Source organism: Mycobacterium sp. GA-0227b, assembly GCF_001499855.1.
Taxonomy (GTDB): Bacteria; Actinomycetota; Actinomycetes; order Mycobacteriales; family Mycobacteriaceae; genus Mycobacterium.
In genome coordinates this window covers 299,720-312,843 of the sequence record NZ_LQIK01000023.1, presented here as the reverse complement: position 1 = coordinate 312,843, position 13,124 = coordinate 299,720, and the positions used below count along the sequence as shown (strand labels likewise).

The following is a 13,124-nucleotide window of genomic DNA, read 5'->3' as shown; positions in this document are numbered from 1 at the left end:
GTAGCGCTACATCCTGCCCTGCCGGGCCCGCACGAAGTTGTAGGCGCCGAACGCGGCGATACCGACGGCGGCGAGCACCAGAAGGAACCTGCCGAACGGGGCCTGCCCCAGCGTCTTGACCGCCGCGTCGAGCCCGCTCGCCTTGGCGGGATCGGCGTGCATCGTCGCCACGATCACCAGCACGCCCGCGCCCGCGAGGACCAGACCCTTGGCCACATAGCCCGTCACTCCGATGGCGGTGACGCCGGTGCCGCCAGAGGTGCGCAGGTCTTTGCGGAACTTCTTCGTCACGCCCTTGTAGACGTGGTAGCCCCCGACGGCGATCAACCCCAGCCCGATCGCGACCAGCAGAGCCTTGCCCCACCCGGACTGCATCATCTGCGCGCTGAGCCCGGCGTTCTGCTGACTGCTCTGGTGGCCACTGCCGATGGCGAAGCGCGCGGCGGAGACTGCGATGGCGACGTTGACCGCGGCCAGGCCGAGCGATTTCGCTCGCTTCCACGCCGGGGTGTCGTCGTTGTGCGGCCCGGACCCCTCTCCGGGTCTGGCGCCCACGATCGCTTCGGCGATCCGCCACAGGCCGAGCGCAAACAGCCCCACGGCGACGACCCACAACAGCACGACGCCGCCGGTCTGTTGGGCGAGTGTCGCCAGGGCACCGGACTGGTCGGCGTTGCCGCCGGAGCCCAATGCGATACGAAGGATCAGATAGCCGACCAGCAGGTGCAGCACGCCGCTGACCGCGAAACCGGCCCGCGCGGTGTATTCGAACGCATCACTGTCGGTGGCCCGGTCGGCAACACCTTGTAACGACTTGTCAGTCATGCCGGCGTGTACCCCCGATTTGACGCCGGCGAAACAACGCCGACGTGATCTGTGGATGAATCGCTGGTTGGGGATTACTGGGTGCAACGGCGCCCGATCGCCGTCGAGGTGTCGGTCGCCTGCTCGACGGTGACGGCATGACTTCATTGACCCGCGCCGAGATCGGCGCGCTCGGAGAGCAACTCGCGGTCGATCACCTGCGCTCGCTGGGGCTGCGGGTGCTGGGCCGCAACTGGCGGTGCCGGTACGGCGAGCTGGATGTCATCGCCGTCGACGACACGGCCCGCATCGTGGTGTTCGTCGAGGTGAAGACTCGCACGAGCGATCAGTTCGGCGGCATCGCACAAGCCGTCACCCCGCAGAAAGTGCGCCGGCTGCGCCGGCTCGCCGGGTTGTGGCTGGCGGCCCAGGACACCCGCTGGTCGCAGGTGCGCATCGACGTCGTCGGGGTGCGGATCGGCCGGCGCCGCACGCCGGAGATCACCCATCTCCAGGGGGTGGGGTAGATGGCGTTAGGGCGCGCGTACTCGGTCGCGGTGTCCGCGCTCGACGGTCAGATCGTCGAGATCGAAGCCGACATCGCGTCCGGTTTGCCGGGTGTGCACCTGGTTGGCCTGCCGGACGCGGCCCTTCAGGAGTCGCGCAACCGGGTCCGCGCCGCGATCACCAACTGCGGCAGTGATGACTGGCCGCAGTCTCGGTTGACGCTGGCGCTCTCGCCGGCGACGCTGCCCAAAGTCGGGTCGGTTTACGACCTGGCGCTGGCGTTGTCGGTGTTGTCGGCGCAGGTGAAGGAGCGGTGGACACGGCTCGAGAAGACCGTACTGCTCGGCGAGTTGGCCCTCGACGGACGGGTCCGGCCCGTCAAGGGCATCCTGCCGGCGGTGCTGGCCGCCAAGCGGGAGGGCTGGCCCGCGGCCGTCGTCCCCGCCGAGAACCTCGCCGAAGCCAGCCTGGTCGACGAAATCGAAGTGTGGGGAGTGCGCAACCTGGGTCAGCTGAAGTCGTGGATCAAGGGCAAGGGGCGACTCGAATCCCGCATCGCATCGCCGTCGTCGCAACCCGAACGCACATCCGATCTCGCCGATGTGGTCGGACAGACCCAGGCGCGATACGCCGTCGAGGTCGCCGCGGCCGGTGGTCATCACCTCATGTTGACCGGGCCGCCGGGGGTGGGCAAAACGATGCTGGCGCAACGTCTTCCGGGTTTGCTGCCGCCGCTGGCGGAGAGTGAGGCGCTGGAAGTCACGGCGATCCACTCGGTGGCCGGCATGCTGTTGGAGAAGACCCCGTTGATCACCCGGCCGCCCTTCGTCGCGCCGCATCACACGTCGAGCGTGGCGGCGATGGTCGGCGGCGGTACGGGGATGGCACGGCCCGGCGCGGTCAGCCGCGCGCACCGCGGGGTGTTGTTCCTCGATGAATGCGCCGAGATCGGCTGCAATGTGCTCGAGGCGCTTCGGACTCCGTTGGAAGACGGCGAGATTCGCCTCGCCCGCCGCGACGGTGTCGCTCGCTACCCGGCGCGGTTTCAACTGGTGCTGGCCGCGAACCCGTGCCCATGCGCGCGTCCCGACCCTCGGGACTGCGTGTGCACCGGCCATGAGAAGCGCCGCTACCTCGGTAAGCTCTCCGGCCCGCTGCTCGACCGCGTGGACCTGCACGTTCGCATGAACTCATTGCGGGCGGGAGCGATCGTGGCCAAGGACGGCGAGTCCACCGAGGTGGTGCGCGAGCGGGTGGCCACAGCGCGAGCGGCCGCCGCCGAGCGGTGGCGGCCCTACGGCATCGGAACCAACGTCGAAGTCAGCGGTTCCCTGCTGCGCCGCAAGTTCCGGCTGTCCCCGACCGTGATGAAACCGTTCGAGGTGGCGCTCAACCGTGGCACGCTCAGCGTCCGCGGAATGGACCGCACGCTGCGCGTCGCATGGACGCTCGCCGACCTCGCCGGCCGGACGTCGCCGACGGTGGACGACGTCACCACCGCGTTGAGTTTCCGACCCGCCGGAGGTGCGCGATGACCGATGAACTCGCCAGAGCCTGGGCGTACCTCTCGCGGGTGGCCGAACCGCCATGTCCCGCACTGGCGGCCCTCGTGCAGCGAGTGGGCGCGGTCGAGGCTGCGGAGCGCGTGCGGCGCGGCCGGGCGGGCGACGAGATCAACCGCTACGCCGAGGCTCGTCGTGACATCGACTGCGCCGCAGAGGATCTCGCCGTGCTGGCGCGACTCGGCGGGCGGCTGCTCACCGCCGACGACGACGAGTGGCCGCTGCTGGCGTTCACCGGGTTCGCTGGGGTTGGCGACCGGCGATCGCAGGCACACCCGCCGATGGCGTTGTGGGCCATCGGGCCGGCGGCCCTCGACGAGGTCGCCTGGCGGGCGGCGGCGGTCGTCGGTACCCGGGCGGCCACCGCGTACGGCGAATTCGTCGCGGCCGACTTCGCCACGGGGCTCGCGGAGCGCGACGTCGCGGTGGTATCCGGTGGTGCATTCGGCATCGACGGCGCAGCCCACCGCTCCGCCCTGGCCGCCGACGGATTGACCGTTGCGGTGCTGGCCGGAGGTATCGACGTTCCGTACCCCGCGGGGCATGCGGCGCTGTTGCGGCGGATCGCCGAACACGGCTTGTTGCTCAGCGAATATCCGCCCGGCGTACGGCCCGCGCGCCACCGCTTCCTGACCCGCAACCGATTGGTCGCTGCGCTGGCGGGGGCCACAGTGGTCGTGGAGGCCGGGGCCCGCAGCGGTGCGGCGAACACGGCGGCCTGGGCGCGTTCGTTGGGACGTGCGGTATGCGCGGTGCCCGGGCCGGTCACGTCGGCGGCATCGGTCGGATGCCATGCTCTGCTGCGGAACGCTGCGCACATCGTGACGCGCGCAGAAGACGTCGTCGAACTGGTCGGAAGCATCGGGGAACTGGCGCCGGACGAGCAGCGTGCCGTCTCACCGCTGGACGAGCTGACCGAAACCGACAAACGGGTCTACGACGCGCTGCCGCGCCGTGGGGGTCTTACAGCCGACGAGATCGCGGTGACCTCCGGGCTGCCGGCTCGTCAGGTGCTGGGTCCGCTGGCGAATCTCGAGCTTTCCGGCCTCGTGGTGTGCGGAGACGGGCGGTGGAAGCTGGCGTCACAATGAAGTACACAGGAGCCGAAGTGCACAGGGAGCGGCGCGAGGTAGCGCCCCGACGTGCGAAACCCGCTCGTATAGTCGATAAGACCGGCTAATTGATGACCGGTCGAGGTTTGGAGGATTACGTGGCAGGGCGTCCGATACACACCTTCGAGGTGGTGCGTACCGAGCAGTTGACACCGCATCTCATCCGGGTGGTGCTGGGTGGCCGGGGATTCGACACGTTCACCCCGAACGAGTTCACCGACGCCTACGTCAAGATCGTGATCGTGAACTCCGACATCGACGTCGCGAGCCTGCCGCAGCCGCTGACCATGGACAGCTTCTCGTCGCTGCCGCCCGAGCAGCGGCCGACGGTGCGCACCTATACCGTGCGTCAGGTCGACTCCGAGCGCCGCGAGATCTCCATCGACTTCGTGGTGCACGGAGAGCATGGCGTCGCAGGACCGTGGGCGGCCTCGGCGGTGCCCGGGCAACCCGCATACCTGATGGGGCCCAGCGGAGCGTATGCACCCGACCCCGCCGCGGACTGGCACCTGCTGGCCGGCGACGAGGCAGCCGTGCCGGCGATCAGCGCAGCCCTGGAAGCGTTGCCGGACAATGCAATTGGCCGCGTCTTCATCGAAGTCGCGGGACCCGACGACGAGGTACCGCTGAAGAAACCCGACGGCGTAGAGGTGCGCTGGATCTACCGCGGGGGCCGTGCCGACCTGGTGCCGGAGGATCAGGCCGGTGACCACGCCCCGCTCATCGCCGCGGTCAAGGAGACGCCGTGGCTGCCGGGTCAGGTGCAGGTCTTCATCCACGGCGAGGCGCAGACGGTCATGCACAATCTGCGGCCCTACATCCGCAAGGAACGGGGTGTGCCGGCCAAGTGGGCGTCGTCCATCTCGGGGTACTGGCGCCGTGGCCGCACGGAGGAGACCTTCCGCCAGTGGAAGGCCGAACTGGCCAAGGCTGAGGAACGGGCCAACGCGTGAGACCCCGCCTGGCACGCTGACCGCATGACGTTCGGTAACTACCAGTTCGAGATCTACCTGCAGGGCCTGTCCGGCATCGTGCCGAAGCTGCCGATGACTTTCGCGGAGTGGGAGGCCAAGGCGGAGTCGGCCATGCCGCCGTCGGTGTATTCCTACGTCGCGGGCGGTGCGGGCGACGAGCGCACACAGCGGCTCAACCGCACCGCGTTCGACAACTGGGGTCTGATGCCCCGGATGTTCCGCGCGACCCGCGAACGCGACCTCTCGATCAACCTGTTCGGCATGACGTTGCCGTCGCCGGTGTTCATGGCGCCGGTCGGGGTGATCGGCATCTGCGCGCAGGACGGCCACGGTGACCTCGCCACGGCCCGCGCCGCGGCGTGCACCGGCGTGCCGATGGTCGTCTCGACGCTCACCGAGGACCCGCTCGAAGACGTCGCTGCCGAATTCGGTGACACCCCAGGCTTTTTCCAGCTGTACACGCCCACTGACCGCGAGTTGGCCGCCAGCCTCGTCCACCGCGCCGAGGCCGCCGGATACAAGGGGATCATCGTCACCCTCGACACCTGGGTGCCGGGCTGGCGACCGCGTGACCTGTCCACGTCGAACTTCCCGCAGCTGCGCGGCCGCTGTCTGGCGAACTACACCAGCGACCCGGTCTTCCGCGCCGGCCTTCAGCAGCCACCGGAGGAGAACCCGCAAGCCACGGTGTTGCATTGGGTCGGGCTCTTCGGGAATCCGTTGACGTGGGACGACCTGCCGTGGCTGCGCTCGCTGACCGACCTGCCGCTTATCGTCAAGGGGATCTGCCATCCCGACGACGCGCGGCGCGCCAAAGACGGCGGCGTCGATGCGATCTACTGCTCCAACCACGGTGGCCGGCAGGCCAACGGCGGGTTGGCGGCCATCGACTGCCTGCCGGGCGTGGTGGAGGCGGTCGACGGGCTGCCTGTGCTGTTCGACTCGGGTATCCGCAGCGGCGCCGACATCGTCAAGGCGCTCGCGCTGGGCGCCACCGCGGTCGGGATCGGACGGCCGTATGCGTACGGGCTCGCACTCGGCGGGGTGGACGGCGTCGTGCATGTGCTGCGCTCCTTGCTCGCCGAGGCCGATCTGACCATGGCCGTCGACGGTTATCCCACGCTGGCCGATCTCACTCCCGACACACTGCGGCGCGTCACCTGAGCGTTGCGGTCGGCTTCTGCGACGGTGAGGACGTGGATGCCGTCCTCGAGGAGTTCGACGAGTACCTCGCGCTGGAGCGAGGCCGCTCCGAGCACACCCGGCGCGCCTATCTCGGGGACCTGCGGTCGCTGTTCGAGTTCGTCGCCGACCGCGGGGGAGAGGCCGGCCCGGCGGGTTTGAATTTGCCGGTGCTGCGGTCCTGGCTGGCCGCGCAGGCGGCCGCGGGCGCAGCGCGCACGACGCTGGCGCGGCGCACGTCGGCGGTAAAAACGTTCACCGCGTGGGCGGTCCGGCGTGGGTTGATGACGAGCGATCCGGCGACTCGGCTGCAGGTACCCAAGGCTCGTCGGAGGTTGCCCGCGGTACTGCGTCAGGACCAGGCCCTCGACGCGATGGCTGCTGCGAAATCCGGTGCGCAGCAGGGTGATCCGTTGGCGATTCGCGATCAGTTGATCGTGGAGTTGTTGTACGCCACCGGAATTCGCGTCAGCGAGCTGTGCGGGTTGGATGTCGATGACGTCGACATGCCGCGACGCCTGCTGCGGGTGCTGGGCAAGGGCGACAAGCAGCGCACCGTGCCGTTCGGTGTGCCCGCGCAGGCGGCGCTGACGGCTTGGCTCGACGACGGTAGGCCCCAGCTCGCGACGGCGGATTCGGGACCGGCCTTGCTGTTGGGTGCGCGCGGGCGTCGGCTCGACCCGCGGCAGGCGCGCACCGTCGTGCATCAGACCATCGGCGCGGTCGACGGCGCGCCGGACATCGGGCCGCACGGGCTGCGGCACAGCGCCGCGACGCATCTGCTCGAGGGCGGGGCCGACCTGCGCGTGGTGCAGGAACTGCTCGGCCATTCGACACTGGCCACCACGCAGCTCTACACGCATGTCACGGTCGCACGGCTGCGCGCCGTGCACGACCAGGCCCACCCGCGGGCGTAATCGGTGATTTCGGTGTAATTGGTCGCGCCGGGCGCAACGGCGGGCACCGAAATCACCAAGGAGGCTACGTGCGAAGGGCAACGGTTCGACTGTCGTGGGGCACGATCTCCTACCTCGAATGGACAGCGGATGGCGCCGACGCCGCGCCGACAGTGATGCTGCTGCACGGCGGGGGAGTAGACAGTGCGTCGCTCTCCTGGAGTGGTGTCGGGCCGCGGCTCGCGGCCAGCGGCTACCGCGTCCTTGCGCCGGATCATCCGGGCTACGGCGACAGCCCGCCGGCGCCATGGCCGTCGACCCAGGATCGGTTGGTGACCTATGTCGGCGAGTTCGTCGACGCGCTCGGGCTGGACCGCTACGCGATAGGGGGCTTGTCTCTGGGCGCCGGAATCACGATCGGGCACGTGTTGGACCGCCCGGAAAAGGTCACGGGGGCAATGCTATTGGGCAGCTACGGGCTCATGCCCCGGCTGTCTTCAGGACCGCTGTCGGGTGTCCGACAGGCGACGACCTGGGTCATGTTGCGCACCGGTCTGCTGCGCGCTGTGAGCCGGTGGTCGGGACGAAGCGAGCGTGCCATGGGGTGGGTAATGCCGGCGTTGATCGGCGACCCCGCTCAACGAACGCCCGAACTGGTCGACGAGATTCTGTCGGCGGCACGAGCGGACCACGCATTCGATGCGTTCGGGCAGTGGCAGCGCGATCAGGTCAGGTGGAATCGGCTCACCACCGATTACCGCGCCCGGCTCGCGACGTTCCCGCGCCCTGTGCTGATCATCCACGGCGAGAAGGACACCAGTGTGCCTGTCGCGGCGGCGCGGGCGGCAGCCGATCTCATGCCGGATGCACGTCTCAAAGTGGTTGAGGGTGCCGCACATTGGGTTCAGCGCGATCGGCCCGACGTAGTCGTACCCAAAATGCTCGAGTTCCTCGACACGCTCAACGCAGAAGCTTGATCACCTCGGCGATGTCGGGCATCGCAGAAGCCCGCCCAGGCAGCTCGTCGAACACCGTCCAGTAGCTGACGCCGAACTGCTGCTGCCGCTGCACGAGTTGCTCGGCCATCTCCTCGTATGTGCCGATGAGGACGAACGGTGAGTCGAGAAGTTCGGCCGGCGAGGCAACGCCGATCGCGCCGGCCAATTCCTCGGCGGCCCGCCGCGGTTTGTCGGTGACGGCGACGGCTTGGATCAGCGCGTTGAGTTCGAGTTCCTCGAATCGTTGGCCCGCGGCCTCGCGGACCACTGCGATGCGGTCCTCGAGGCCCGCGGCGCCGAAGTGGCTCAGCCATACCTCGGTGGCGTCGCGATTGTGGGTGATGCCCGCGAGACCGACGATGTCGGCGAGGCGTCCGGCGAGCTGAAGGACACGAGTCCCGTTGCCGCCGACGAGCATTGGCACGCGTTGCGGTGGACGCGGCAGGAGCTGACCAGCGTCGGCGCGCACACAGTAGTGCCTGCCGTCGACGTCGACAGCCTCGCCGTCGAGTAATGTGCGGATCAGCCCGGCGGCCTCCTCCAACCGCGACACCCGCACGCCACCGCCGTCGAACGGGATGCCGGCGGCGTCGTATTCGGATTTCATGTGGCCGGCGCCGATGCCGAGCTCGAACCGTCCGTCGGAAACGAGTGCCAGACCCGCCGTCTCACGGGCGGTTTCGACGGGATGCCGGAAGTCGTTGTTGAGCACCAGCGTTCCGACGTGCAGGCGTTCGGTGGCGATCGCCGCGGCTGTCGCGCTGGTGAACGGTGGCGCCAGTGGCCCCAGGTGGTCGGCGAAGGTCAGCACGTCGAACCCGGCGGCCTCGACCGACTGCGCGAATTCGCGGGCCTGCTCGCCGGTGCGGGGACGGCCGCAGTTCAAGCCGAATCGCGGGCGACGGGATCGATGGGCTGCGGTGGTCATGATTTCGACGGTATGCGGCTTCTCACCAGCTGCGAGCGACCGCTGCGGTACAGCATTCGTCGGCGTGTCGCGTACTGACACGGTCGCTCGCGCCGGATCAGCTGTGCGTCGGTTTCAGGCGGATGGGGGTGGTGGCGACCAGGCCCAGCGGATCGACGTAGTCGGCGTTGGCGGCTCGCCCCCACATCGCGCCCCAGTGCAGGCAGGCCTGCGTCGGGCAGCCGGGGTGTCCGGCCTGCAGCACGCCGATGACCGCTCCGGGCGCGACCCGCTGCCCCGGCCGCACCGTCGGGCGGACCGGTTCGTAGCTGGTCCGCAGGCCGCCGGGGTGCGCGACCGACACGACGGGCCTGCCGGCCAGCTGGCCGGCGAACACCACCGTCCCCTTCGCCGCCGCGTACACCGACTGACCTGGCGCCGCCGCCAGGTCGACACCGCGATGACCGGGTGTCCAGTTCGGCGACGGCGCATCGAACGCCCGCGTCACCTGAGGACGCGGTCGCAGCGGCCAGTCGAGCCGATCACCGGCGGCCGTCGCGGGCGCCGCCCACACCGGCCCGAGGACCAACCCGACGAGGAAAAGCACCGAGGTTCGCATCTGCCCAGCTCAGCGCATCGAGAGCGCTCGGCGCCAGCCCCGCGCGCCGATCTGTGGATCGCCAGGTCAGTGTGGAAAAACCACACCTGCGCACGGTGTAAACTGCTAACCGCAGCTCGCTTGCGCGGGCTGACTTCGCGTGTCTGCACCACGACCCGTTCCACTAGGTCGTATTCCGGATGCCGTCGGTCCCGTCTCCGGACGGGTTCTGGCTTCCGAGCAGTCACCAGGGCCCGGCGTCACCCGACGCCGGCATCAACCGACGAAAAGGACCATGGACTCATGGCTGTTGTGACCATGAAACAGCTGCTTGACAGCGGCACCCACTTCGGGCACCAGACCCGTCGCTGGAATCCCAAGATGAAGCGGTTCATCTTCACCGACCGCAACGGCATCTACATCATCGATCTGCAGCAGACGCTGACCTACATCGACAAGGCCTACGAGTTCGTCAAGGAGACCGTCGCGCACGGCGGGACGATCATGTTCGTCGGCACCAAGAAGCAGGCCCAGGAGTCGATCGCCGAAGAGGCCACCCGTGTCGGCATGCCGTATGTGAACCAGCGCTGGCTGGGCGGCATGCTCACCAACTTCTCGACCGTGCACAAGCGGCTGCAGCGCCTCAAGGAACTCGAGACGATGGAGCAGACCGGCGGCTTCGAGGGGCGCACCAAGAAGGAAATCTTGATGCTGACCCGCGAGAAGAACAAGCTGGAGCGCTCGCTGGGTGGTATCAGGGACATGGCCAAGGTGCCCTCGGCGGTGTGGGTTGTCGACACCAACAAGGAGCACATCGCCGTCGGCGAGGCCCGCAAGCTGGGCATCCCGGTCATCGCGATCCTCGACACCAACTGCGATCCCGATCTCGTCGACTACCCGATCCCGGGCAACGACGACGCGATTCGCTCGGCCGCGCTGCTGACCAAGGTGATCGCCGCCGCGGTCGCCGAGGGCCTGCAGGCCCGCGCCGGCGTGGGCCGTGACGGCGACAAGCCCGATGCCGACGCCGCCGAGCCGCTCGCCGAGTGGGAGCAGGAGCTGCTGGCGACCGCGACGAGCACCGTGACCGCCTCGCCCACCGCCGCGGGTGCCGAGCCCGGCACGCCCGAGGCCGAAATCCAGACCGAACCGAAAACCCCAGACGCTTAGGGAGACCTGATATGGCCAACTACACCGCCGCCGACGTCAAGCGACTGCGGGAGCTGACCGGCGCCGGCATGCTCGACAGCAAGAACGCGCTCGTCGAAGCCGACGGCGATTTCGACAAGGCCGTCGAGTTGCTGCGCATCAAGGGCGCCAAGGATGTCGGCAAGCGTGCCGAGCGCGCGACCGCCGAGGGCCTGGTCGCCGCGAAGGACGGTGCGCTGATCGAGTTGAACTCCGAGACCGACTTCGTCGCCAAGAACGCGGAGTTCCAGTCCGTCGCCGAGCAGATCGTCGCTGCGGCGGCGGCCGCCAAGGCGAACGACGTCGACGCGCTCAAAGCCGCCAAAATCGGCGATACGACGGTCGAGCAGGTCATCGCCGACCTGTCGGCCAAGATCGGCGAGAAGCTCGAACTGCGCCGCGTCGCCTACTTCGACGGCACTGTCGAGGCCTACCTGCACAAGCGCGCCGCGGATCTGCCGCCGGCCGTGGGTGTGCTGGTCGAATACCAGGGCGATGACAAGCAGGCCGCCCATGCCGTCGCGCTGCAGATCGCCGCGCTCAAGGCCAAGTACCTCACCCGCGAGGACGTGCCCGAGGACGTCGTGGCCAACGAGCGTCGTATCGCCGAGGAGACCGCCCGCACCGAGGGCAAGCCCGAGCAGGCGCTGCCGAAGATCGTCGAGGGTCGCGTCACCGGCTTCTACAAGGACGTCGTGCTGCTCGACCAGCCGTCGGTGTCCGACAGCAAGAAGACGGTCAAGGCGCTGCTGGACGAGGCGGGTGTGACCGTGACGCGGTTCGTCCGTTTCGAGGTCGGCCAGGCGTAACAACGCGAGCTTGCGCGAAAGACCCCCAGGACTCTGGGGGTCTTTCCCGTTCGCGGCCTACGGGCGAGATTGCATCCACGGTTGGTGCCGAGCCACGACCGTGGCTGCAATCTCGCGCATAGGAAGCAATGCCGGCACTCCGGCTCAGCGAGGTGGTACGACTTGGTACCGTCATCCGCATGAGTCGCATATCCGCCTTTGGCGACGACGCCCTAGGCGACTTCGATGCAGTAGGTCTCGTCGAACAGTTGGCCGCCGGTGCGGTTTCGCGAAGCGAACTCGTCGAGGCTGCGATCGCCCGCACCGAGGTCGTCAACCCGACGCTGAACGGCCTGGCGTACGAGGCATTCGACCGGGCTCGGACCCGCGCCGCCGCGGCGCGTCCGTACGGCGGCTACTTCGACGGCGTGCCGTCCTACCTGAAAGACAACGTCGCGGTCGCGGGCATGCCGACGATGAACGGCACCGACGCGTGGGATCCGCGTCCGGAGCGGGCCGACGGTGACTTCGCGCGTTCGTTCCTCGCGACGGGGCTGGCCGCGCTGGGCAAGACACAGATGTCGGAGTTCGGCTTCAGCGCGTCGGCCGAGCACACGCGGCTCGGCCCCGTGCGCAATCCGTGGAATCCCGAGCACACCGCGGGCGCGTCGTCGTCGGGTTCCGCCGCGTTCGTCGCGGCCGGGGCGGTGCCGATCGCACATGCCAACGACGGCGGCGGCTCGATCCGGATCCCAGCCTCCTGCAACGGATTGGTGGGTCTCAAGCCGTCGCGTGGCCGCTTGCCACTCGACCGCACGCTGCGACAGATGCCGCTGCGCATCGTCGCCAACGGCGTGGTGACCCGCTCCGTGCGCGACACCGCTTCGTTCTACCGCGAGATGGAGCGGGTGTATCGCAACCCGCGGCTGCCCGCGATCGGCGACGTCACACGCCCCGAGGCGCAGCGCCTGCGTATCGCGGTGTGCACCCAGTCGATCACACGCGAGGCCAGCCCGGAGGTGCGTGAGCTCACGCTGAAAACGGCCGCGCTGCTCGAGGAGTTGGGCCACAAGGTCACCACGATCGACAATCCCGTGCCGCCACACTTCATGAACGACTTCCTGCTCTACTGGTCGTTCCTGGCGTTTGCGCTCGTGCGCAGTGGGCGTCGCACGCTCGGGCCCAGCTTCGACCGCGAACGTCTCGACAACCTGACACTCGGGCTCGACCGCCACGCGTCGCGGAACCTGCACCGGCTGCCGTCGGCGATCGCGCGGCTCTCGCGGGTGCGCCGGATCACCGCGAGGGTCACCCAGACCTACGACGTGGTGCTGACCCCGACGCTGGCCGACGTAACGCCGCGGATCGGCCACCTCGACCCGACCCTGGACTACCAGCAGATCATCGACCGGCTCGTCGAGTGGGTGGCGTTCACGCCTCTGCAGAACGCCACCGGCGAGCCCGCCATCTCGCTTCCTCTCGCCGAGTCCGCGTCGGGTCTGCCGGTCGGCATGATGTTCGCCGCGCCGTGGGGCCAGGAGGGCCGACTGCTCCAATTGGCGTACGAGCTCGAACACGCCCGCCCCTCGCGGCGCATCCAGGACTGAC

At 68.9% G+C, this 13,124-nt stretch carries 13 protein-coding genes; 10 read left to right on the top strand and 3 right to left on the bottom strand.

Annotation, left to right across the window (positions count from 1 at the left end):
- Positions 1-6 precede the first annotated feature (6 nt).
- Positions 7-825 (bottom strand): DUF1206 domain-containing protein, encoded by an 819-nt coding sequence (locus AU185_RS15050; RefSeq protein ID WP_059099673.1) that lies wholly within the window; start codon positions 823-825, stop codon positions 7-9.
- Between the two features lie 137 nt (positions 826-962).
- Between AU185_RS15050 and AU185_RS15045 the strand changes: the two genes are divergently transcribed.
- The 7 genes from AU185_RS15045 to AU185_RS15015 all read left to right on the top strand — a co-directional run bounded on the left by AU185_RS15045 (position 963) and on the right by AU185_RS15015 (position 8,014).
- Positions 963-1,331, top strand: a complete 369-nt coding sequence (locus tag AU185_RS15045; protein WP_059099674.1) for a YraN family protein — start codon at positions 963-965, stop codon at positions 1,329-1,331.
- The gene (locus AU185_RS15040; RefSeq protein ID WP_059099675.1) at positions 1,332-2,846 is read left to right on the top strand and encodes a YifB family Mg chelatase-like AAA ATPase; all 1,515 of its coding nucleotides are present in this window, start codon (positions 1,332-1,334) and stop codon (positions 2,844-2,846) included.
- Complete coding sequence (dprA, locus tag AU185_RS15035; protein ID WP_059099676.1) at positions 2,843-3,964, top strand: DNA-processing protein DprA; 1,122 nt, start codon at positions 2,843-2,845, stop codon at positions 3,962-3,964. Before AU185_RS15040 ends, dprA begins: the two co-directional genes overlap by 4 nt.
- 119 nt (positions 3,965-4,083) lie before the next feature.
- A complete protein-coding gene (locus AU185_RS15030) occupies positions 4,084-4,938 on the top strand; it encodes a siderophore-interacting protein (RefSeq protein WP_059100110.1) in 855 nt (284 codons plus the stop codon).
- A gap of 24 nt (positions 4,939-4,962) precedes the next feature.
- Complete coding sequence (locus AU185_RS15025; protein ID WP_059099677.1) at positions 4,963-6,123, top strand: lactate 2-monooxygenase; 1,161 nt, start codon at positions 4,963-4,965, stop codon at positions 6,121-6,123.
- Between the two features lie 32 nt (positions 6,124-6,155).
- Positions 6,156-7,058, top strand: a complete 903-nt coding sequence (locus AU185_RS15020; protein ID WP_059099678.1) for a tyrosine recombinase XerC — start codon at positions 6,156-6,158, stop codon at positions 7,056-7,058.
- A 68-nt stretch (positions 7,059-7,126) separates the two neighbouring features.
- Positions 7,127-8,014: an alpha/beta fold hydrolase gene (locus tag AU185_RS15015; protein WP_059099679.1), complete on the top strand. Its 888-nt coding sequence runs from the start codon at positions 7,127-7,129 to the stop codon at positions 8,012-8,014.
- Here AU185_RS15015 and AU185_RS15010 read toward each other — a convergent pair.
- Both AU185_RS15010 and AU185_RS15005 read right to left on the bottom strand, forming a co-directional pair.
- Positions 7,998-8,963 (bottom strand): LLM class F420-dependent oxidoreductase, encoded by a 966-nt coding sequence (locus tag AU185_RS15010; RefSeq protein WP_059099680.1) that lies wholly within the window; start codon positions 8,961-8,963, stop codon positions 7,998-8,000. The two genes, AU185_RS15015 and AU185_RS15010, sit on opposite strands and share 17 nt — an antisense overlap.
- Positions 8,964-9,060: 97 nt before the next feature.
- Positions 9,061-9,561, bottom strand: a complete 501-nt coding sequence (locus AU185_RS15005; protein ID WP_059099681.1) for a M23 family metallopeptidase — start codon at positions 9,559-9,561, stop codon at positions 9,061-9,063.
- A 282-nt stretch (positions 9,562-9,843) separates the two neighbouring features.
- On the opposite strand from AU185_RS15005, the gene rpsB reads away from it, so the two are divergent.
- The 3 genes from rpsB (at position 9,844) to AU185_RS14990 (ending at position 13,123) form a co-directional block, all read left to right on the top strand.
- Positions 9,844-10,710, top strand: coding sequence for a 30S ribosomal protein S2 (rpsB, locus tag AU185_RS15000; protein WP_059099682.1), 867 nt, complete (start codon positions 9,844-9,846; stop codon positions 10,708-10,710).
- An 11-nt stretch (positions 10,711-10,721) separates the two neighbouring features.
- Positions 10,722-11,537 (top strand): translation elongation factor Ts, encoded by an 816-nt coding sequence (tsf, locus tag AU185_RS14995; RefSeq protein ID WP_059099683.1) that lies wholly within the window; start codon positions 10,722-10,724, stop codon positions 11,535-11,537.
- 179 nt (positions 11,538-11,716) lie between these two features.
- Positions 11,717-13,123 carry an amidase gene (locus tag AU185_RS14990; protein ID WP_059099684.1) on the top strand — a complete coding sequence of 469 codons (1,407 nt, stop codon included), beginning with the start codon at positions 11,717-11,719 and terminating at the stop codon, positions 13,121-13,123.
- Position 13,124: the final 1 nt, after the last annotated feature.